Source organism: Enterobacter sp. Taxon_2, assembly GCF_058355295.1.
In genome coordinates this window covers 4,086,975-4,107,210 of the sequence record NZ_CM178024.1, presented here as the reverse complement: position 1 = coordinate 4,107,210, position 20,236 = coordinate 4,086,975, and the positions used below count along the sequence as shown (strand labels likewise).

Here is a 20,236-nt window from a genome sequence, read left to right as displayed (position 1 = left end):
AAACAGCCTTGAAATTCACAATTTCATCACCATTGCTACCAGGACTCGACTCATGCAAAAACCAGATAAGTTGCCCGTGACTTTCGCCAAAAACGATGTAGAAATTATTGCACGAGAAACGCTTTATAGCGGTTTTTTTTCAATGGATCTTTACCGTTTCAGGCATCGCCTGTTTAACGGGGAAATGAGCGGCGAAATCAGACGCGAAATTTTTGAGCGCGGGCATGCGGCAGTCTTGCTACCCTTTGACCCAGTGCGTGACGAAGTTGTGCTGGTGGAGCAGATCCGCATCGCCGCTTATGACGTCAGTGAGAGCCCGTGGCTGCTGGAGATGGTGGCCGGGATGATCGAAGAAGGCGAGTCGGTCGAGGACGTCGCCCGGCGCGAGGCGCTGGAAGAGGCGGGGCTGGTGGTCGGCCGTACCAAACCGGTGCTGAGCTACCTGGCAAGCCCGGGAGGCACCAGCGAACGCTTATCCATTATGGTGGGCGAAGTGGACGCCACGACGGCGGAAGGGATCCACGGTCTGGCAGATGAAAACGAAGATATTCGGGTTCATGTGGTAAGCCGGGAGCAGGCTTATCAGTGGGTAGAAGAGGGGAAAATCGACAACGCAGCATCTGTCATCGCCCTGCAATGGCTACAGCTGCATTATCAGACATTACGAAACGAGTGGAAAAAATGAAGCGCTATACGCCTGACTTCCCAGAAATGATGCGCCTGTGCGAAACCAATTTCGCACAATTGCGCCGCCTGCTGCCGAAAAACGACGCACCCGGCGAAACGGTAAGCTATCAGGTGAGCAACGCGCAGTATCGATTAACGATAACAGAATCAACGCGCTACACTACGCTGGTGGAGATTGAGCAAACGGCACCCAGCATTAGCTACTGGAGTCTGCCGTCGATGACGGTACGCCTCTATCACGACGCGATGGTCGCTGAAGTGTGTTCAAGCCAGCAGATCTTTCGCTTCAAGGCGCGGTATGATTACCCGAATAAAAAGTTGCATCAACGCGACGAAAAGCATCAAATTAACCAGTTTTTAGCCGACTGGCTAAGATATTGTTTAGCACATGGAGCAATGGCGATTCCGGTTTGTTAGCGTCATAAACCTACCTAAGGACACCATTTGGAAAGCCTGTTGAACCTGACTGTTGCTGGTGGGGCGCCAGTCAGGATATTACAAATCACCGATACCCACCTTTTTGCCGAAAAGCATGAAACGCTGCTGGGGGTGAACACCTGGGAGAGTTATCAGGCGGTACTGAGCGCCATTCACGCTGAAAACCGTGCATGCGATCTGATTGTCGCAACGGGCGATCTGGCGCAGGACCAATCTTCCGCGGCCTACCAGCATTTTGCTGAAGGCATCGCGAGCTTTAGCGTGCCTTGCGTCTGGCTGCCGGGAAACCATGACTTCCAGCCTGCCATGTACAGTTCTCTTCAGGATGCGGGTATTTCTCCGGCGAAATGTGTTTTTGCGGGTGAACAGTGGCAGATCCTGCTGCTGGACAGTCAGGTGTTTGGCGTCCCGCACGGTGAATTAAGCGAGTTTCAGCTCGACTGGCTTGAGACCAAACTGGCTGCTGAACCTGAACGTCATACGCTGCTGTTGCTTCATCATCACCCTCTGCCGGCGGGCTGCAGCTGGCTCGATCAGCACAGCCTGCGCAACTCCGCGGCGCTGGATCGCGTGCTGGCGAAGTTCCCGCGGGTGAAAAATCTGCTGTGTGGACATATTCACCAGGAACAGGATCTCGACTGGAACGGGCGCCGCATGCTGGCGACGCCGTCGACCTGCGTTCAGTTTAAGCCGCACTGCGCCAACTTTACGCTGGATACCATCGCGCCAGGCTGGCGCTGGCTGGAACTGCATGCCGACGGCACGCTGACCACGGAAGTCTGCCGTTTGACCGGTGCAAAATTCCGCCCGGATACCGCTTCAGAAGGCTATTGATGTCTACGCTCCTTTATCTGCACGGATTCAACAGCTCGCCACGCTCCGCAAAAGCGACACAGTTTCGCCAGTGGCTGAGCGAGCATCACCCCGACGTTGAGATGATTATCCCTCAGCTGCCGCCTTACCCGGCAGAGGCCGCGGAGATGCTGGAATCCATTGTGCTTGCGCACGGCGGCGAAACCTTTGGTGTGGTCGGTTCATCCCTGGGCGGGTATTACGCCACCTGGCTCTCGCAATGCTTTATGCTGCCCGCCGTTGTGGTTAATCCGGCGGTACGGCCATTTGAGCTGCTGCGGGACTTTCTTGGCGAAAACGAGAACCCCTACACGGGCCAGCAATATGTGCTAGAGTCACGCCATATTTACGATCTCAAAGTTATGCAGGTCGACCCGCTCGAGGCGCCGGATCTCATCTGGCTGCTGCAGCAGACGGGAGATGAAGTGCTGGATTACCGCCAGGCAGTGGCGTATTACGCCTCCTGCCGCCAGACTATAGAAGAGGGCGGAAACCATGCTTTCACGGGCTTTGAGAATCATTTCACCCAGATTGTCGATTTTCTTGGACTGCACAGCCACTGACAATCAATGCGAATTGCTAGTTTAAATCATGACGCAAACCTATAACGCTGATGCCATTGAGGTCCTCACCGGGCTTGAGCCGGTTCGCCGCCGCCCGGGGATGTACACCGATACGACGCGCCCAAACCATCTGGGCCAGGAAGTTATTGATAACAGTGTGGACGAAGCGCTGGCGGGCCATGCCAAACGCGTTGACGTCATCCTGCACGCCGATCAGTCGCTGGAAGTCATCGACGACGGGCGCGGCATGCCGGTGGATATCCACCCGGAAGAGGGCGTCCCGGCCGTTGAGCTGATCCTCTGTCGTCTGCACGCGGGCGGTAAGTTCTCCAATAAAAACTACCAGTTCTCCGGCGGCCTGCACGGCGTGGGGATTTCCGTCGTCAACGCCCTGTCAAAACGCGTGGAAGTGAACGTCCGTCGCGACGGTCAGGTGTACAACATCGCGTTTGAAAACGGCGAGAAGGTGCAGGATCTGCAGGTTGTCGGCACGTGCGGCAAACGCAACACCGGCACCAGCGTTCATTTCTGGCCTGACGAAAGCTTCTTCGACAGTCCGCGCTTTTCCGTTTCCCGCCTGACGCACCTGCTGAAAGCCAAAGCGGTGCTGTGCCCGGGCGTGGAAATCACGTTTAAAGACAACGTCAACAACACCGAGCAGACCTGGCGCTACGAAGATGGCCTTAATGACTATCTGTGCGAAGCGGTAAATGGCCTGCCGACGCTGCCGGAAAAACCGTTCGTCGGCAATTTCACCGGCGACACCGAAGCGGTGGACTGGGCGCTGCTGTGGCTGCCGGAAGGCGGCGAGCTGCTGACCGAAAGCTACGTTAACCTGATCCCGACCATGCTGGGCGGTACCCACGTCAACGGCCTGCGTCAGGGGCTGCTGGACGCGATGCGCGAATTCTGCGAATACCGCAACATTCTGCCGCGCGGCGTGAAGCTGTCGGCGGAAGATATCTGGGACCGCTGTGCCTACGTGCTCTCCGTGAAGATGCAGGATCCACAGTTTGCCGGTCAGACCAAAGAGCGCCTGTCGTCACGTCAGTGCGCGGCGTTCGTTTCCGGCGTGGTGAAAGATGCATTTACCCTGTGGCTGAACCAGAACGTTCAGGCGGCAGAGATGCTGGCTGAAATGGCGATTTCCAGCGCCCAGCGTCGTCTGCGCGCCGCCAAGAAAGTGGTGCGTAAAAAGCTGACCAGCGGCCCTGCGCTGCCGGGCAAGCTGGCGGACTGTACCGCGCAGGATCTCAACCGTACCGAACTGTTCCTTGTGGAAGGGGACTCGGCGGGCGGGTCGGCCAAGCAGGCGCGCGATCGTGAATATCAGGCGATCATGCCCCTCAAGGGTAAGATCCTGAACACCTGGGAGGTCTCGTCTGATGAAGTGCTGGCCTCGCAGGAAGTCCACGATATCTCGGTGGCGATCGGCATCGATCCGGACAGCGACGATCTGAGCCAGCTGCGCTACGGCAAGATCTGTATCCTCGCGGATGCGGACTCCGATGGTCTGCACATCGCCACGCTGCTGTGCGCGCTGTTTGTGAAGCACTTCAAAACGCTGGTGAAAAACGGTCACGTCCACGTGGCGCTGCCGCCGCTCTACCGTATCGACCTCGGCAAAGAGGTTTACTACGCGCTGACGGAAGAAGAGAAAGCGGGCGTGCTGGAACAGCTGAAGCGTAAGAAGGGCAAGCCTAACGTGCAGCGCTTTAAAGGGCTGGGCGAGATGAACCCGATGCAGCTGCGCGAAACGACGCTGGATCCGAACACGCGCCGCCTGGTGCAGCTGACGATCAGCGACGAAGATGAACAGCAGACCAACGCCATGATGGATATGCTCCTTGCCAAGAAACGTTCGGAAGACCGTCGTAACTGGCTGCAGGAGAAAGGCGATATGGCGGATATTGAGGCCTGATGCTGAAAAAGCCCTGCGATGCAGGGCTTTTTTTGCCCGGTGGCGCTGCGCTTACCGGGCCTACGATCGATCTCCTCGCCCCTTTGGGGAGAGGGTTAGGGTGAGGGGAACGCCCCGCACTGACGTCAAAACTCCATCTTCACCGTCAGCTGCACTTCGCGCGGATCGCCAATCTGGTTGCCCAGGTTGTTGGTCGCAATGGACGACGTGTAGTAGGTCTTATCAAACAGGTTTTTCACGTTCACCTGCAGCGTCACCGGATACTGCAGCTTCATCTTATACGCCGCAAACGCATCCGCCACGAAATAGCCCGGCAGATAGTAATCCGCACCGTTGGTTGCGGAACGACGGCTTACGCCGTGCCCGCCGCCGCCCAGCGTCAGGGTATTCCCGGCAAACGCGTTGTGAATATCGTAGGTCAGGAACAGGGAGCCGGTATGGCGCGGCACGTTCGGCAGCGGTTTGCCCGCATAGTCCGGGTCTTCCAGCACCTTAGCGTCGGTATAGCCATAGCTGGCGATGATATTGGTGTTCTCGGTCAGCGATCCGGCAAGATCTACCTCCACGCCCTGGGAGCGCACGCGGCCCGCCGTTTTGGCGATGGTTTCACCCCCCACGCTTTCGTTATACAGCACGTTGCGTTTGTGAATATCAAACAGCGCGATATTGGCGGTAACCCCGTCGAACAGGTCGAATTTTGCGCCCACTTCGTAAGCATTCGACGTTTCCGGCGGCAGGTCGCCGATGTAGCTCGCAATGGACGACTGCGGCATAAACGTTTGCGAGTAGTTGGCAAACAGCGAGACGGATGGCGTGAGCTTATAGACCAGCCCCAGCTTCGGCGTCCACTGTTCGTCGCGGCTGTCGGTGTTGACGTTGAACGGACGGCCTTTGCCCGCGTACTGGGTGTAATACTGATAGCGCATCCCGGCGACGGCGATCCACTTATCGGTCAGGTACAGGGCATCCTGCGCGTACGCAGAGTAGCTTTCCTGCTTGAGCGTCTGGTCGCTGTCGGACGCCGACACGGTGGTGCATTTGCCGAGATTGCCATACGTCGGGTGATAGATATTGAAATCCTTCACGTTTTTACAGCGCATCATGTCCGTGCGCAGCAGATCGTAATTCTCATACGACACGCCGGTGAGGATCTCATTGTAAAAGCCTGCGATATCCACGTTCCCCTGCAGATCCGCGCGGGTGCTGTGCATGCGCTGGGTCGAGCCCTGGGTAGCATCCACGCGGCGGGTCAGGTTGCCGGTTTTTGAATCGTAGGCCATCACGCGGGCCTGGTTATCGCTGTACTTATCCTGGCTGTAGCTGTAGTCGAACTTCGCGGTCCACTGGCTGTTGAGGCGATACTCCGCGTTGAGCTGAGCGAGATCGGACTGGCCGTCGGTCACGTTAAACGGCTCATCGAAGCGGGTTTTGCGATCGACGTCGACGGCTTTCTTGGTATTGAGATCGAAGATCGTTCCGCGATCGAACGGCGTCTTATAGTCGCGATGCGAATAGAGCACGGTCACGGTGGCATCGTCACCAAACCAGGTGAGCGACGGGGCGATAAAGGTGCTGCGTTCGTTGCCAAAATTACGCCAGTAATCTTCGTCCTGATACTCACCCGTGAGGCGATACGCCAGGCGCGTGCCGTCGATCGGGCCGGTCACATCGACCTGTCCGGTGCCGCCGCCAAAGCTAGAAGAGGTGGCAGAAATCGAGCCGCCGAAGATTTTCTCCGGGCGTTTGGTGACGACGTTGATCAGGCCGCCCGGATCGAGAATGCCGTACAGCGTTGAGGCCGGCCCTTTCAGCACCTCCACGCGCTCGGTTGCGGCATTGAAGCTGCGCGGCAGGACGGTGCGCAGGCCGTTGGTCATGATTGACCCGTCGCGGTTCGCGCCAAACCCGCGGCGCACAAAGGCATCCTGCGTGCCGCCAAGGGTGTTGGTCTGCACCACGTTGCTGACGTTATAGAGCGCTTCGTCCAGCGTGGTGGCGTGCTGATCCTCCAGCACTTTGTCGCTGACGGTATTCACCACCTGCGGGATATCCAGCATCGGCATGGTGGTTAACGTCGCGGTGGAGGTATTCAGCGGCTGATAGCCATTAGTGGCTTCCGCCGCAGTATTTGGATCGGCGGTGACGGTAAGCGTTTCGCCGTCTTTAGCCGCGGTGGTGTCTGCTGCCTGCGCCAGCGGCGCCATAAACAGCAGTGAAAAGAGCGCGCGCCCTTTTACCCCAGAGAGTGAAGGTGTGAACGTAGCCATTACATCTGTTATCCCGAAATATCCCGCGAATGCGTTCGCGGCAAACTGTGTGAATCATTGCCCTTTACGGTCTGTCCGTTAGCTGGAAGTGGCATCGGACATGTAATTGAGAATCATTCAATCATGCGGGAATGTAGTAGTAAATGGAAAAAAGAAAAAATCGACTACAGCTTTTAAACGTGCGGATAAGCGCAGAGGAATGTGAATTAACTTATTGAAATTAATACTTTTATAAACCTTAACGCGTTCATCTTTACTCTGGCTTACCCCTGATTTTTTCAGGGTGTTTCTTCGCTTGACTACTACATGGCGTAGCGTCAAACTCTCAAAAGAGAATGAGTTTTATTTTTATTTGTTGGTTTTTCATTACGTTGGCGTTCACGTGGCTCACAACACACACAAACCGGGTCTGGTTCTGGAGAACCTCTCTGCGGGCTATCAGAAAAAAATCATCGTTGATGATATCTCCCTTGCCATCCCTCAGCAGAAAATGACGGTGCTGGTAGGGGCGAACGGCTGTGGGAAATCCACGCTGTTGAGCACTATCGCGCGGCTGCTGCAGCCGCTGGGGGGAACCGCGCTGCTGGACGGTAAAGCCATTCATGAGCAGCCCACCAAAGCGGTCGCCCGTCAGCTTGGCATTCTCCCGCAGTCTCCGCTGCTGCCGGAAGGGTTAACCGTTTTTGAACTGGTCTCGCGCGGGCGTTTTCCCTGGCAGAACGTTATGCGCCAGTGGAGCGATGAGGACGAGCGGGCGGTGGAAGAGGCCCTGCGTCTGACCGGCACGGCAGAGTTTGCCCATATGCCGGTGGAAAGCTTATCCGGCGGGCAGCGTCAGCGCTGCTGGATCGCCATGGCGCTGGCGCAGCAAACGCCGTATATCCTGCTTGACGAGCCGACGACGTATCTCGATCTCCGCTATCAGGTGGAGATCCTGGAACTGCTGCACGCCCTGACCCGCCAGCACGGGCGTACCGTGGTGGTGGTGCTGCACGATCTCAACTTCGCCGTGAACTACGGCGATTCGCTGGTCTTTTTACGCCAGGGAAAAGTTGAGGGCGTATTGCATGAGGGCGATGCCTGCACGCCGGAGCTGATCAAAGCGGTGTTTGATGTGGACGTGCATATGTCCCTAAACCCGTTGACCGGCAAGCCGTTCTTTATGCCGTTTCGGCAGGGCGCTGTTCAACCATGATGCGCTCCTCTCTGGCCTTCCTGATTTTTACATTGCTGCTGGCGCTGGGCGCGATTATGCATCTTGGCATCGGGGCGCGGTTTATCCCTCCCCGAACGGTAGTAGAGGCATTCTTCCACTTCGATCCGCGCAATTTCGACCATAACATCATCATCAGACTACGGCTGCTGCGCCTCTGCGCCGCGATGGTGACGGGCGCCGCGCTCGGCGTGGCGGGCGTGCTGCTACAGTCCGTGATCCGCAACCCGCTCGGCGAGCCGCATATTCTGGGGCTCAACGCCGGGGCCGCGCTGGCGGTAGTGATTACCAGCGCGCTTGGGCTGTCGCTGCCGTTTGGTCGCCCGTTGATTGCCGCCGTCGGTGCCGCCGCGCTGTTTCTGCTGGTGATGATGTTCTCCTCGTCCGGTCGCACCGGGCTTACGCCGATGAAGGTCACCCTGTGCGGCGTGGCGATGTCGGCGTTTGCCTCGTCGATTACCGCCGCGGTGTTAATCCTGGATGAACAGACGCTGCTCGCCCTGCGCACCTGGCTGGCGGGTGATATCGCCGGGGTCAACGCGCAGACGCTCCAGAGCGCCCTGTGGGCGGCATCCGCCGGTTTTGTTCTCGCTATCGGGCTGTCGCCCACGCTCAACATGCTGGCGTTGGGCGACAGAATGGCGCAGGGGCTTGGCGTGTCGCTGCTGAAAACTCGCCTGCTTGCCCTGCTGGCCATCGCGCTGCTCTGCGGCGCGGCCGTCTCTGTCGCCGGGCCGATTGGCTTTATCGGCCTTGTGGTGCCGCAGCTCATCCGCCGTCTGGTGTCGGTCGATTTACGCGTGATGGTGCCGCTGTCGGCCCTGTGCGGCGCGCTGGTACTGCTGCTGGCGGATATCGCTGCCCGCACGCTGTTTACCCCCTGGGAGCTGGCAACCGGCATCATGACGGCCCTGGTCGGCGCGCCCGTGTTCATCTTTATGACGTCGAGGATGTTCAAATGAACCGGGCCGGACTCCGCGCGATCCGTGTTGGTCGTTTATCGGCGCTGGTTCGTCCGAAGGCGCTGGCGTACCTGTCGCTTTTCGCGCTGGCGGCGCTAAGTCTGCTGGGCTTTGGCCTGACGCACGGTTCTCTGCCCATTCCCGCCTCTGCCATCGGGCGCGCGCTTTTTTCGCCTGAAAGTCTGACGGCCGAGACGCGCTACGTCGTGATGGATATCCGCCTGCCGCGCCTGCTGATGGCGGTGCTGTGCGGCGCGATGCTCGGCATGGCGGGTGCGGCGATGCAGTCCATCACCCGCAACGGTCTGGCTGACCCCGGGCTTATCGGCGTGAAGGAGGGCTGTAGCGCGGCGGTATTGCTGCTGATTTTTCAGTTCCCGGCGCTGGGCCTGGCCTGGCGTCCGCTGGTTGGCATGGCCGGCGGGCTGCTTACCGCGCTGCTGGTCATCGCCCTGGCGCGCGATATCTCGCGCCCGCGATTCATCCTGATCGGCATCGGCGTGTCGTGGGCGTTTGCCGCGGCGATGGGCATCTTTATCACCACCGCCGACGTGCGCGACGTGCAGACGGCGATGCTGTGGCTGGCGGGAAGCCTGCACGCGGCCAACTGGACGCTGGTAGGGCTGGCCGCGCTCTGGACGGCTCCCGCGTTTGCGCTGCTGCTGTTTACCGCCCGGGCCGCGGACGTGGCGTTGCTCGGCAATCAGGTCGCCGCGGGTCTTGGCGTGCGCACAACCCGGCTGGCGCTGCTGCGGGTTCTCGCCCCGGTGGTGCTGACGGCGGCCTGCGTCTCCTGCGTGGGCAGTATTGGCTTCGTGGGGCTGATTGCCCCGCACATGGCGCGCCTGCTGCTGCGCGGTGGGCAAACTGCGCTCCTGACGGGAAGTGCGGTGCTGGGCGCGCTGCTGGTGCTGCTGGCGGATAACGTCGGACGTCTGGCATTCCTCCCGCTGCAGCTGCCGGCGGGGATTGTAATTTCATTGATTGGCGGACCGTTTTTCCTGCTGCTGCTCTGGCAGCGTCGGGACAGATTTTAGGGGATTATGATGCGCGTACTGTTTTCGATGCTGTTGCTGGTGGGGTTCGCGGTGAGCGCGGCGGAGCCGACGCAGGTATTTACCGACGATTTGGGACGTAAGGTCGTTGTGCCGGTTCATCCGAAGCGGATTGTTTCATTACACGATCTGGATGTCACCATTCCGCTGATTGAACTTGGCGTGCCGCCGGTGGCGAGCCATGGCCGCACGCGGCCGGACGGCAGCCACTTTCTGCGCTCCAGCGGCATGCTGACCGGCGTCGATTTCGATAATTCCGATATTAAATTTATCGGCACGGCCGATATCGACATCGAAGCCATCGCCGCCGCAAAGCCTGACCTGATTATCACCGAGCCGACGCGCAACACCCCGGTGGAACAGCTGGAAAAAATTGCCCCGACGGTGAGCATCGATCATCTCGACGGCGGCGCGCCGGAAATCTACCGCAAGCTGGCGCAGCTCACGGGCACGCAGGCAAGGCTAAACATTCTGGAACGCCGCTATCAGGAACAAATCAAGGCGCTGAAGGCGACCATCGACACGCGCAAAATCACTGTGTCGGTGATTCAGGCTAATCAGGGGAAAATCAACGCCATGCACAGCTACCACTCGCTGGGTCGCGTGCTGCGCGACGCCGGATTCAAATTCCCGCCGCTGATTGAGTCCATCCCGGAAGGGGGGCGCATCGACGTCAGCGCCGAGCGCCTGCCGGAGCTGGATGCCGATTTCGTCTTCGCCACCTGGCGCGGGGATACGGGCGGTAAACCGCAGGACGAGCTGGCGGCGATGGATGCGGTCATGCCGGGCTGGTGTCAGTTCCTGAATGCCTGCCGAACCGGGCGCTACGTGCTGATCTCGCGTGAAGAGGCGATCTCAAATTCGTTCGCGTCATTAGGGCTGATGGCCGCGCAGGTGCAGTCGCAGATTGCCGGGCGTCCGCTGCCGGAGGCGTCACGGTGATCCGAAGAGTCGATGTTTACGGTGAGCGATTCCGCTCGCGGGCGCATCAGCTGACGCCGCGTCTGCTGCAGGTCGCACGCTATATCCATGACAACCGCGAAGCGGTAATGGAGCAGACCGCCATGGAGATTGCCGCCGTATTGAAAACCTCGGATGCCACGGTAGTCCGCGCCATTCAGGCGCTGGGGTTCGCCGGGCTGCGCGATCTCAAGCAGACGCTGGAGCAGTGGTTTGGTCCGGTGGTCACCTCCAGCGAAAAGATGTCCACCACGGTGAACACGCTCGCCAGCGACGTCAATGCGAGCATTGATTTCGTGCTTGAGGGGCATCAGCACACCTGCGAGGTGTTATCCGAGCCCCACAACCGCTACGCGATGGCGCAGGCGGTCTCTCTTCTGGCGCAGGCGAGGCAGGTCGCCATATTTGGTATTGGGGCCTCCGGCATTCTGGCCGAGTACACCGCCAGGCTGTTCAGCCGTATGGGATTACCCGCCACGCCGCTCAACCGTACCGGGATCGGGCTTGCCGAACAGCTGATTGCGCTTCAGCGCGGCGACGTGCTGGTGATGATGGCGCAGAAATCCGCGCACCGGGAGGGGCAAACCACCCTGCGTGAAGCAAAACGACTGGGCATTCCCACCATCCTGCTGACCAACGCCCTTGATTCGCGCTTCAGTAAGGAGGCCAGCGTGGTGATCCACGTTCCGCGCGGCGGCGAAAAGGGCAAAATCCCGCTCCATGGCACGGTGCTGCTGTGTCTGGAGATGATCATTTTATCCGTCGCTTCCACCGAGCCGCAGCGCACCATTAAGTCAATGAAGCGCATCAACGAGCTACATCGCGGGTTAAAGCCGGGGAAGAAAAGCAGCTAAAAACAACAAAGCCCGGTGGCGCTAGCGCTTACCGGGCCTACGGTTCAGGTTTTGTAGGCCGGGTAAACGCAGTGCCACCCGGCAAATTCCACGAACTTAAACCCCTTGCTCCAGAATGCGGATGTGGGTTTCCAGCACGTCACCCTTCACCGCGTCGCTCCACGCTTTCATGTGCGGGGTCTGCAGGTGCGCTTCAAGATGCGCGACGGTTTCCCACTGCTCAACCATGATGATCGAGTCCGGCGCGGTCGCCTGGAAGCTGGCGTCAGTGGCGGCATCCACCATCGGCGCGTAGCCGTGGCAGCCTTCTTCTTTCAGTACGGTCGGGATGATTTTCGCGAACTGATCCAGCACCGCCTGGCGGTGATGTTGACCTGGACGAGTACGGATTTCTGCGATAACGGTAAGCATGTTTACTACTCCTTTAATTCCAGGCTACCAGTTAAGCAAAAATTTCCGCGAGATGCTTGCGATATTCTGCGATATAGCTCGGGACATCAGGCATTTTAATCACGTCGTTGACGATAAAGGTCGGCAGCGGATCCATGCCCAGGAACTGATTCGCCTTGTGGAACGGCAGATACGCACCGTCCACGCCCACGCCTTCGAAGAACTGATCTTTCTCGGTGAAGGCTTCCAGCGGCGCGTTCCAGGTCAGTGACAGCATATATTTTTTGCCCTGAATCAGACCGCCTGAACCGTATTTTTTGGACGCGTCAGAGCGGGTGCGGCCATCACTGGCATACAGTGAGCCGTGACCTTCGGTGAACACGTCGTCCATGTATTTTTTCACGGTCCACGGCGCGCCCATCCACCAGCCTGGCATCTGCCAGATCACCACGTCAGCCCACAGGAAGTTCTGCACTTCGGCTTTCACGTCGTAGTTGCTGTCTGCACGCACGACCTTAACATCATGCCCGGCGTCGCGCAGGAAACCGTCCGCGACCTCGGTCAGGGTGTCATTCAGCTGGCCTTTAGAGTGCGCAAATTCTTTTGCACCGTTAATAATCAGAATGTTGCTCATTTTTTGTCCTCGACGATGAGAGTATGCCGGGTATTCTACGCGCGAGGACGGAGCGGAAAAATGAGCAAAATGTGCAAAGTCTTTTGCATGAGATGCAATAATCCGCTACCAGCTGACCTTCACCTCAAAGCCACCCTCCGGCGCATTGCTCAGCGAAACGCGCATCCCGTGCAGCGCGGCGATGCGTTTTACTATGGATAATCCCAGCCCGCTGCCCGTCGCATCCTGACCCGGCGGACGATAAAAGCGCTCGCCGATGCGCGCCAGCGCGTCCGGTGAAATGCCGGGACCGTTGTCGCGCACGCTAAAGCTACGCGCGTCCAGCGTCACATCCACCACGCTGCCGTGCGGGCTGTAGCGAATTGCGTTATCCAGCAGGTTGCGCACCAGCAGGCTCAGCAGCAGCGGCTGTCCCTGACGCTTGACCTGCGGGGCGTGGTTGTTGAGGCGAATATCAATCCCTGCCTGCTGCGCCGGATGCCAGATATCCAGCACCGCCGACTGCAGTAGATCGGCAAGTGTTATAGGTTCGATATCGTCCAGGTTGTCCAGCGTATCCAGACGCGACAGCGTGAGGAGCTGGTCCACCAGCCGGGAAGCTCGGTCGATTCCCGCATGCAGCTGCGCCAGCGCCTTTTCCCGCGCCTGCGGATCGTCATGAGAGAGCTGCGCCACGTCAGTTTGTACCTTCAGGGCCGCCAGCGGGCTGCGCAGCTCGTGGGCCGCATCGGACGTAAAGCGGCGCTCGCGGGTCATCATCTCCTGGGTGCGCGCGAAGAGATGATTCAGCGCGTCGAGCAGGGGGCGTACTTCTGTTGGTACGCCCTCCGTCGGCAGGTTATCTGTGGCATCCGGCGAGCGGGAGCGCAGGGTCTGCGCCAGCTTTTTCAGTGGCTTCAGCTCCCGGCTCAGGAGGAGAACCAGCAAGAGCAGCATCACGGGCAGCGCCACCAGCCAGGGGGTCAGCTGTGAGCTGACCACGTCCAGCGCCATATCCTGGCGGTACTCCCATTCCTGACCGACCACCACGCGGTACTTCCCGTCGGGTGAGGTCAGCCACAGGAAACGCCATTCGTCGTTGTCGTCCTGGAGCTGCCCGTTATCAAACCCGTCGCGGCGATAGTGGTACGGAATATCGCGCCCGTTCTCGCCGTCGTTCAGCATCATTTTGCCATCGACGGCGTAAATGGCGAAAGCCAGCGCGTCGTCATCGAGACGGCCATGCTTCACTTTTTTGGGGATCTCGCGCATCCGTTCGGGGGCGCGGATCTCGTCAAGATCCATCGTCAGCAGCCGTTTGGCAAACAGCATCTGCTGCGTGTCGAAGAGCTTATCCAGCTTGTGGGTGGTCTGCTGCCAGGCCACCAGGCTGGCGGCAAACCATGCCGTCAGGGAAAGCGCTAAAAAAAGGAGCGTCAGGCGCAGCTTCAGGCTCAGGCGTTGCGTCAGCTTCATGCGTCACCCAGGATATAGCCGATGCCGTGCACGGTGCGGATAAACTCGCTGCCAAGCTTGCGGCGCAGATGATGAACGTGGACTTCGATGGCGTTGCTGGAGACATCGTCGTCCCAGGTATAAAGCTTTTCCTCGATAAGCTTTCGCGGCAGCACCCGGCCCGCGTTACGCATTAACAGCTCCAGCAGCGCGAACTCTTTCGGCTTCAGCGTCAGCGGCTCACCGTCCAGCGTGGCGACGAGTCGGGTCGGATCGAGCGTGACCTTGCCGTGGCGTAGCTCGCTACGCGCCTGCCCGTGGCTGCGGCGGACCAGCGCCTCAAGGCGGGCGCCGACTTCAATCAGCGCGAACGGCTTACAGAGATAATCATCCGCGCCAAGACGCAGCCCCTCCACGCGCTGGTTAAGCGCATCCCGCGCGGTCAGGATCAATACCGGCTCGCTGCGCCCGCTTTCGCGCCACGCGCGCAGGATGTCCAGACCGTCGATTTCCGGCAGCGTCAGATCCAGCACCACGGCATCATAGGGCGCAGAAGCGAGCGCGGCCTGACCGGTTTTACCGTCGGTAAACCAGTCCACGCTAAAGCCCATTTTGCTTAACCCCGCCTTGATACCGTCACCGATTAACCTGTCGTCTTCTACCAGTAAAATGCGCATGTTCCCTCCTTGATGCCGTCAGTAAACCCTCTGTAAGCGCCTGCTGTACAGCAATAATAAATAAATTTTTCCCTTAAGAAGTTGTTAAGGATTACCCTGTTTAATGGACTGCGAAACCAATTAAAGGGAGAGTTAATATGAAAAAATTCGCTGCTATTGCCGCCATCATGATGATGACCACTGCCCCCGTTTTTGCCGCGCAGGGCGGATTTAACGGCCCGTCTGCCGCACAGACCCAGACCCAAACGCAGGCAGGCGGTTTTGTCGATAACGACGCTAACCTCACCACCGCGGTGAAGGTGAAAGAGATGAAGGACGACAGCTGGGTGAAGCTGCGCGGGAACATCACCCAGCGCCTGTCCGATGACCGCTACACCTTCCGCGATGAGACCGGCACGGTGAACGTGGAAATTGACCACAAGCGCTGGAACGGCGTGACCGTCACCCCTCAGGATAAAGTGGAAATCCAGGGCAAGGTCGATAAAGAGTGGAACGATTTTGAAATCGACGTGAAGCAGGTCATTAAGCTGAACAAATAACCCGGAAAGGGCCGCATAAGCGGCCCTTTTTCTTTGTGACTCAACTCGCCAGATAAGGTAGTATCTGCGGCAATATTGCCTGAAACCCTTCGGTTTCTGAGTTGAGGAATCACACGTAATGAGCGATATGGCAGAGCGCCTCGCGCTACATGAATTCACGGAAAACGCCTACCTGAACTACTCCATGTACGTCATCATGGACAGGGCGTTGCCGTTTATCGGGGATGGCCTGAAGCCCGTTCAGCGCCGCATCGTCTATGCGATGTCCGAGCTGGGGCTGAACGCCACCGCCAAGTTCAAGAAATCCGCCCGTACCGTCGGTGACGTGCTGGGTAAATACCATCCGCACGGCGATAGCGCCTGTTATGAAGCGATGGTGCTGATGGCCCAGCCGTTCTCTTACCGCTACCCGCTGGTGGATGGCCAGGGGAACTGGGGGGCGCCGGACGATCCGAAATCCTTCGCGGCGATGCGTTATACCGAATCCCGTCTGTCTAAATATGCCGAAGTGCTGCTGGGCGAGCTGGGTCAGGGGACCGTTGACTGGGTACCGAACTTCGACGGTACGCTGCAGGAGCCGAAGATGCTGCCTGCGCGTCTGCCGAACATCCTGCTGAACGGCACTACCGGGATTGCGGTCGGTATGGCGACGGACATTCCGCCGCACAACCTGCGTGAAGTGGCGAAAGCCGCCATCACCCTGATTGAGCAGCCGAAAGCCTCGCTCGACGATCTGCTGGATATCGTGCAGGGTCCGGATTTCCCGACCGAAGCTGAGATCATCACCTCGCGCGCGGAAATCCGCAAAATCTACCAGAACGGTCGCGGCTCCGTGCGCATGCGCGCGGTGTGGAATAAAGAAGACGGCGCAGTCGTCATCACCGCGCTGCCGCATCAGGTTTCCGGAGCCAAAGTGCTGGAGCAGATCGCCTCCCAGATGCGCAATAAAAAGCTGCCGATGGTGGACGACCTGCGCGACGAATCTGACCACGAGAACCCGACCCGTCTGGTGATTGTGCCGCGCTCCAACCGCGTGGACATGGAGCAGGTGATGAACCACCTGTTTGCCACCACCGATCTGGAAAAAAGCTACCGCATCAACCTGAACATGATCGGACTCGACGGACGCCCGGCGGTGAAAAACCTGCTGGAGATCCTCACCGAATGGCTGACGTTCCGCCGCGATACGGTCCGCCGTCGTCTGAACCATCGTCTGGAGAAAGTGCTTAAGCGCCTGCATATCCTCGAAGGTTTGCTGGTGGCGTTCCTCAATATCGACGAGGTGATTGAGATCATCCGTACCGAGGACGAACCGAAGCCCGCCCTGATGTCGCGCTTTGGCATCAGCGAAACCCAGGCCGAAGCGATCCTCGAGCTGAAGCTGCGCCATCTCGCCAAACTGGAAGAGATGAAGATCCGCGGCGAGCAGAACGAGCTGGAAAAAGAGCGCGATCAGCTGCAGGCGATCCTCGCGTCCGAACGCAAGATGAACACCCTGCTGAAGAAAGAGCTGCAGGCCGATGCCGACGCCTTCGGCGACGACCGTCGTTCTCCGCTGCACGAGCGCGAAGAAGCGAAGGCGATGAACGAGCACGACATGCAGCCGTCCGAGCCGGTGACCATTGTCCTGTCGCAGAGCGGCTGGGTACGCAGCGCCAAAGGCCACGATATCGACGCGCCGGGGCTCAGCTACAAAGCGGGCGACAGCTTCAAAGCGGCGGTGAAAGGGAAGAGCAACCAGCCGGTGGCGTTTATCGACTCCACCGGCCGCAGCTACGCCATCGACCCGATCACGCTGCCTTCCGCGCGCGGGCAGGGCGAGCCGCTCACCGGCAAGCTGACGCTGCCGCCGGGGGCGACGGTTGACCATATGCTGATGGAAGCCGATGAGCAGAAGCTGCTGCTGGCGTCCGATGCGGGCTACGGCTTTATCTGTACCTTTAACGATCTGGTTTCCCGCAACCGTGCCGGTAAGGCGCTGATTAGCCTGCCGGACAACGCCCACGTGATGGCACCGCTGGTGATTGAGAACGAAAGCGACATGCTTCTGGCGATCACCACCGCCGGACGTATGCTGATGTTCCCGGTCAGCGATCTGCCGGAGCTGTCGAAAGGCAAGGGCAACAAGATCATCAACATCCCGTCGGCGGAGGCCGCGAAAGGCGAAGATGGCCTGGCGCACCTCTTCCTCCTGCCGCCGCAGAGCACGCTGACCATTCACGTCGGCAAGCGCAAAATCAAGCTTCGTCCGGAAGAGTTGCAGAAAGTGGTGGGTGAGCGCGGTCGCCGCGGCTCGCTGATGCGCGGTCTGCAGCGCATCGACCGCGTGGAGATTGACTCTCCTGCACGCAGCACCGCGGGTGACAGCGAAGAGTAATGTCGTGATACCCCCCTCTGTCCGGAGGGGGAATTTCAATAAAATTTCCCGTAAAATCGTTGTTAATTCGTGCGTTGCGATTAACAATACGCGCTCGTAATAAAGTCCTTACCTGGCCACAGGTGAAGTATAATTGTCAGCTGTTGGGGCTTCAGAGGTCGCTATGCTATATATTGTTCGTCTTATTCTTACCGTTATCTACTGCATTCTGGTCTGTATTTTCGGCTCTATTTATTGCCTGTTCAGCCCGCGTAATCCGAAGCATGTCGCCACCTTCGGCCATATGTTTGGTCGCCTTGCGCCGCTGTTCGGTCTGAAGGTTGAAAAACGTCTGCCGGAAGGGGCGGAGAATTTCGGTAACGCCATCTATATCGCCAACCATCAGAACAACTACGATATGGTGACGGCCTCTAATATCGTGCTTCCACCGACCGTGACGGTGGGCAAAAAAAGCCTGCTGTGGATCCCGTTTTTTGGTCAGCTGTACTGGCTTACCGGTAACCTGCTGATCGACCGTAACAACCGTGCAAAAGCGCACAGCACCATTGCGGAAGTGGTGAATCATTTTAAAAAGCGCAAAATTTCAATCTGGATGTTCCCGGAAGGGACGCGTAGCCGCGGCCGCGGCCTGCTGCCGTTTAAAACCGGTGCGTTTCATGCCGCAATTGCGGCAGGTGTTCCAATTATTCCTGTGTGCGTTTCCAATACTTCGAATAAGATTAATCTTAACCGCCTGAATAACGGGCTGGTGATTGTCGAAATGCTGCCACCCGTCGATACCAGCAAATACGGTAAAGATCAGGTGCGCGAGCTGGCCGCGCACTGCCGTGATCTGATGGCTGAGCATATTGCGCTGCTCGATAAAGAAGTCGCAGAGAGAGAAGCCGCCGGTAAGATTTAATCCGGCGTTGAAGGGAAAACGAATTCCCGCGTTGTTAGTCGTTTCAGATGGAGCTTATATGTCACTCAGTCGGCGTCAGTTTATTCAGGCTTCGGGGATCGCCCTTTGTGCGGGTGCGATGCCGTTGACAGCCAGCGCCGCCGGGCAGCAACAGCCGCTGCCTATTCCGCCACTCATTGAATCCCGTCGCGGTCAGCCGCTTTTCCTGACGCTGCAGCGCAGCCACTGGTCCTTTACCCAGGGGACGCGTGCGCCGGTCTGGGGCATTAACGGACGTTACCTTGGGCCGACCATACGCGTGTGGAATGGCGATGACGTAAAGCTCATCTACAGTAACCGTACCCCTGAAAATGTCGCCATGACCATCAGTGGTCTGCAGGTGCCTGGCCCGCTGATTGGTGGCGCGGCGCGAATGATGTCACCCAGCGCCGACTGGGCGCCCGTTCTGCCGATTCGCCAGAGCGCGGCAACCCTGTGGTATCACGCCAACACGCCTAACCGCACGGCGCAGCAGGTCTATAACGGCCTGGCGGGCATGTGGCTGGTGGAAGATGAGGTCAGCAAATCCCTGCCGATCCCGAACCACTACGGCGTGGATGACTTCCCGATTATCATCCAGGACAAACGTCTGGATAATTTCGGTACGCCGGAATACAGCGAGCCGGGCAGCGGTGGCTTCGTCGGCGATACGCTGCTGGTAAACGGCGCGCAGAGCCCGTTTGTCGAAGTGTCCCGTGGCTGGGTGCGCCTGCGTCTGCTCAACGCGTCTAACTCGCGCCGCTATCAGTTGAAAATGAGCGATGGCCGTCCACTGCACGTAATTTCCGGCGATCAGGGCTTTTTACCGGCGCCGGTTTCCGTCAAACAGCTGGCGCTCTCGCCGGGTGAACGTCGCGAAGTGCTTATTGATATGACCAATGGGGATGAAGTGTCTGTCACCTGCGGCGAAGCGGCCAGCATTGTTGACCGTATTCGCGGGTTCTTTGAACCGTCGAGCATACTTGTCTCGACCCTGGTGCTGACCCTGCGTCCAACCGGTCTGCTGCCGCTGGTGACCGATAGCCTGCCAATGCGTCTGCTGCCTCAGGAGATCATGAGCGGCTCGCCGGTGCGTAGCCGTGATATCAGCCTGGGCGACGATCCGGGGATCAACGGCGCGCTGTGGGACGTCAACCGCATCGACATCACCGCGCAGCAGGGCACCTGGGAGCGCTGGACGGTTCGCTCGGATATGCCGCAGTCGTTCCATATTGAAGGGGTGTCATTCCTGATCCGCAACGTCAACGGCGCTATGCCGTTCCCGGAAGATCGCGGCTGGAAAGATACCGTCTGGGTGGACGGTCAGGTCGAACTGCTCGTCTACTACGGTCAGCCTTCGTGGCCGCACTTCCCGTTCCTGTTCCACAGCCAGACGCTGGAGATGATGGACAGGGGCTCGGTAGGGCAGATGCTGATCAATCCGGCACCGTAAAACGAGTCGGGTGGCGGCTTCGCCTTACCCGACCTACAGGC

General features: G+C 58.8%; 19 protein-coding genes. 14 read left to right on the top strand and 5 right to left on the bottom strand.

The features are described 5' to 3' along the window. The first annotated feature begins 52 nt into the window (after positions 1 to 52). The 5 genes from nudF to parE are packed head-to-tail and all read left to right on the top strand — an operon-like array spanning position 53 to position 4,461. Positions 53 to 685, top strand: a complete 633-nt coding sequence (nudF, locus tag AC4IC4_RS19445) for an ADP-ribose diphosphatase (RefSeq protein ID WP_024906492.1) — start codon at positions 53 to 55, stop codon at positions 683 to 685. Beyond that, on the top strand, positions 682 to 1,104 hold the full coding sequence (locus AC4IC4_RS19440) for a DUF1249 family protein (RefSeq protein WP_014833293.1): 423 nt from the start codon (positions 682 to 684) through the stop codon (positions 1,102 to 1,104). The genes nudF and AC4IC4_RS19440 overlap by 4 nt, the downstream gene beginning before the upstream one ends. Positions 1,105 to 1,131: 27 nt before the next feature. After that, the gene (gene cpdA / locus AC4IC4_RS19435; protein WP_024906493.1) at positions 1,132 to 1,959 is read left to right on the top strand and encodes a 3',5'-cyclic-AMP phosphodiesterase; all 828 of its coding nucleotides are present in this window, start codon (positions 1,132 to 1,134) and stop codon (positions 1,957 to 1,959) included. Further along, a complete protein-coding gene (gene yqiA, locus AC4IC4_RS19430) occupies positions 1,959 to 2,540 on the top strand; it encodes an esterase YqiA (RefSeq protein ID WP_008502976.1) in 582 nt (193 codons plus the stop codon). Before cpdA ends, yqiA begins: the two co-directional genes overlap by 1 nt. 28 nt (positions 2,541 to 2,568) lie before the next feature. After that, positions 2,569 to 4,461 carry a DNA topoisomerase IV subunit B gene (parE, locus tag AC4IC4_RS19425; protein WP_157189732.1) on the top strand — a complete coding sequence of 631 codons (1,893 nt, stop codon included), beginning with the start codon at positions 2,569 to 2,571 and terminating at the stop codon, positions 4,459 to 4,461. 125 nt (positions 4,462 to 4,586) lie between these two features. On the opposite strand, the gene AC4IC4_RS19420 is transcribed toward parE, so the two are convergent. Next, a complete protein-coding gene (locus tag AC4IC4_RS19420; protein ID WP_491471733.1) occupies positions 4,587 to 6,728 on the bottom strand; it encodes a TonB-dependent siderophore receptor in 2,142 nt (713 codons plus the stop codon). A gap of 382 nt (positions 6,729 to 7,110) precedes the next feature. Between AC4IC4_RS19420 and AC4IC4_RS19415 the strand changes: the two genes are divergently transcribed. From AC4IC4_RS19415 to AC4IC4_RS19395, 5 genes are read left to right on the top strand one after another with little or no spacing between them, the layout of a single operon-like run. Beyond that, the gene (locus AC4IC4_RS19415; protein ID WP_491471732.1) at positions 7,111 to 7,923 is read left to right on the top strand and encodes an ABC transporter ATP-binding protein; all 813 of its coding nucleotides are present in this window, start codon (positions 7,111 to 7,113) and stop codon (positions 7,921 to 7,923) included. Then, positions 7,920 to 8,903, top strand: coding sequence for a FecCD family ABC transporter permease (locus tag AC4IC4_RS19410; RefSeq protein WP_491471731.1), 984 nt, complete (start codon positions 7,920 to 7,922; stop codon positions 8,901 to 8,903). Before AC4IC4_RS19415 ends, AC4IC4_RS19410 begins: the two co-directional genes overlap by 4 nt. Next, positions 8,900 to 9,940: a FecCD family ABC transporter permease gene (locus tag AC4IC4_RS19405; protein ID WP_491471730.1), complete on the top strand. Its 1,041-nt coding sequence runs from the start codon at positions 8,900 to 8,902 to the stop codon at positions 9,938 to 9,940. Before AC4IC4_RS19410 ends, AC4IC4_RS19405 begins: the two co-directional genes overlap by 4 nt. Before the next feature lie 9 nt (positions 9,941 to 9,949). After that, positions 9,950 to 10,900, top strand: coding sequence for an iron-siderophore ABC transporter substrate-binding protein (locus tag AC4IC4_RS19400; RefSeq protein WP_491472841.1), 951 nt, complete (start codon positions 9,950 to 9,952; stop codon positions 10,898 to 10,900). Then, positions 10,897 to 11,772 carry a MurR/RpiR family transcriptional regulator gene (locus AC4IC4_RS19395; RefSeq protein WP_048990494.1) on the top strand — a complete coding sequence of 292 codons (876 nt, stop codon included), beginning with the start codon at positions 10,897 to 10,899 and terminating at the stop codon, positions 11,770 to 11,772. The genes AC4IC4_RS19400 and AC4IC4_RS19395 overlap by 4 nt, the downstream gene beginning before the upstream one ends. Positions 11,773 to 11,868: 96 nt before the next feature. Here AC4IC4_RS19395 and AC4IC4_RS19390 read toward each other — a convergent pair whose 3' ends face one another. The 4 genes from AC4IC4_RS19390 to qseB form a co-directional block, all read right to left on the bottom strand. Further along, positions 11,869 to 12,183, bottom strand: coding sequence for a putative quinol monooxygenase (locus AC4IC4_RS19390; RefSeq protein ID WP_032640570.1), 315 nt, complete (start codon positions 12,181 to 12,183; stop codon positions 11,869 to 11,871). A 31-nt stretch (positions 12,184 to 12,214) separates the two neighbouring features. After that, positions 12,215 to 12,796: an NAD(P)H-dependent oxidoreductase gene (locus tag AC4IC4_RS19385; protein ID WP_047650114.1), complete on the bottom strand. Its 582-nt coding sequence runs from the start codon at positions 12,794 to 12,796 to the stop codon at positions 12,215 to 12,217. Between the two features lie 105 nt (positions 12,797 to 12,901). After that, positions 12,902 to 14,251 (bottom strand): quorum sensing histidine kinase QseC, encoded by a 1,350-nt coding sequence (gene qseC, locus AC4IC4_RS19380; RefSeq protein WP_491471729.1) that lies wholly within the window; start codon positions 14,249 to 14,251, stop codon positions 12,902 to 12,904. Further along, positions 14,248 to 14,907 (bottom strand): quorum sensing response regulator transcription factor QseB, encoded by a 660-nt coding sequence (qseB, locus tag AC4IC4_RS19375; RefSeq protein WP_491471728.1) that lies wholly within the window; start codon positions 14,905 to 14,907, stop codon positions 14,248 to 14,250. The genes qseC and qseB overlap by 4 nt, the downstream gene beginning before the upstream one ends. A 137-nt stretch (positions 14,908 to 15,044) precedes the next feature. On the opposite strand from qseB, the gene AC4IC4_RS19370 reads away from it, so the two are divergent. The 4 genes from AC4IC4_RS19370 (at position 15,045) to ftsP (ending at position 20,195) form a co-directional block, all read left to right on the top strand. After that, positions 15,045 to 15,446, top strand: a complete 402-nt coding sequence (locus AC4IC4_RS19370; protein ID WP_023344926.1) for a YgiW/YdeI family stress tolerance OB fold protein — start codon at positions 15,045 to 15,047, stop codon at positions 15,444 to 15,446. A gap of 118 nt (positions 15,447 to 15,564) precedes the next feature. After that, the gene (gene parC / locus AC4IC4_RS19365; RefSeq protein WP_032650247.1) at positions 15,565 to 17,823 is read left to right on the top strand and encodes a DNA topoisomerase IV subunit A; all 2,259 of its coding nucleotides are present in this window, start codon (positions 15,565 to 15,567) and stop codon (positions 17,821 to 17,823) included. Positions 17,824 to 17,986: 163 nt separating this feature from the next. Then, entirely contained in the window at positions 17,987 to 18,724 is a 738-nt protein-coding gene (gene plsC, locus AC4IC4_RS19360; protein WP_024906505.1) for a 1-acylglycerol-3-phosphate O-acyltransferase, read from the top strand. Between the two features lie 58 nt (positions 18,725 to 18,782). Continuing rightward, positions 18,783 to 20,195, top strand: coding sequence for a cell division protein FtsP (gene ftsP / locus AC4IC4_RS19355; RefSeq protein WP_491471727.1), 1,413 nt, complete (start codon positions 18,783 to 18,785; stop codon positions 20,193 to 20,195). The last annotated feature ends 41 nt before the right edge of the window (positions 20,196 to 20,236 follow it).

Excerpts from the sequence above, each read along its gene's own strand:
- nudF (WP_024906492.1), top strand. The coding sequence starts at position 53 with ATGCAAAAACCAGATAAGTTGCCCGTGACTTTCGCCAAAAACGATGTA.
- AC4IC4_RS19440 (WP_014833293.1), top strand. The coding sequence starts at position 682 with ATGAAGCGCTATACGCCTGACTTCCCAGAAATGATGCGCCTGTGCGAA.
- yqiA (WP_008502976.1), top strand. The coding sequence starts at position 1,959 with ATGTCTACGCTCCTTTATCTGCACGGATTCAACAGCTCGCCACGCTCC.
- parE (WP_157189732.1), top strand. The coding sequence starts at position 2,569 with ATGACGCAAACCTATAACGCTGATGCCATTGAGGTCCTCACCGGGCTT.
- AC4IC4_RS19420 (WP_491471733.1), bottom strand. The coding sequence starts at position 6,728 with ATGGCTACGTTCACACCTTCACTCTCTGGGGTAAAAGGGCGCGCGCTC.
- AC4IC4_RS19410 (WP_491471731.1), top strand. The coding sequence starts at position 7,920 with ATGATGCGCTCCTCTCTGGCCTTCCTGATTTTTACATTGCTGCTGGCG.
- AC4IC4_RS19405 (WP_491471730.1), top strand. The coding sequence starts at position 8,900 with ATGAACCGGGCCGGACTCCGCGCGATCCGTGTTGGTCGTTTATCGGCG.
- AC4IC4_RS19400 (WP_491472841.1), top strand. The coding sequence starts at position 9,950 with ATGCGCGTACTGTTTTCGATGCTGTTGCTGGTGGGGTTCGCGGTGAGC.
- AC4IC4_RS19390 (WP_032640570.1), bottom strand. The coding sequence starts at position 12,183 with ATGCTTACCGTTATCGCAGAAATCCGTACTCGTCCAGGTCAACATCAC.
- AC4IC4_RS19385 (WP_047650114.1), bottom strand. The coding sequence starts at position 12,796 with ATGAGCAACATTCTGATTATTAACGGTGCAAAAGAATTTGCGCACTCT.
- qseC (WP_491471729.1), bottom strand. The coding sequence starts at position 14,251 with ATGAAGCTGACGCAACGCCTGAGCCTGAAGCTGCGCCTGACGCTCCTT.
- qseB (WP_491471728.1), bottom strand. The coding sequence starts at position 14,907 with ATGCGCATTTTACTGGTAGAAGACGACAGGTTAATCGGTGACGGTATC.
- AC4IC4_RS19370 (WP_023344926.1), top strand. The coding sequence starts at position 15,045 with ATGAAAAAATTCGCTGCTATTGCCGCCATCATGATGATGACCACTGCC.
- parC (WP_032650247.1), top strand. The coding sequence starts at position 15,565 with ATGAGCGATATGGCAGAGCGCCTCGCGCTACATGAATTCACGGAAAAC.
- plsC (WP_024906505.1), top strand. The coding sequence starts at position 17,987 with ATGCTATATATTGTTCGTCTTATTCTTACCGTTATCTACTGCATTCTG.
- ftsP (WP_491471727.1), top strand. The coding sequence starts at position 18,783 with ATGTCACTCAGTCGGCGTCAGTTTATTCAGGCTTCGGGGATCGCCCTT.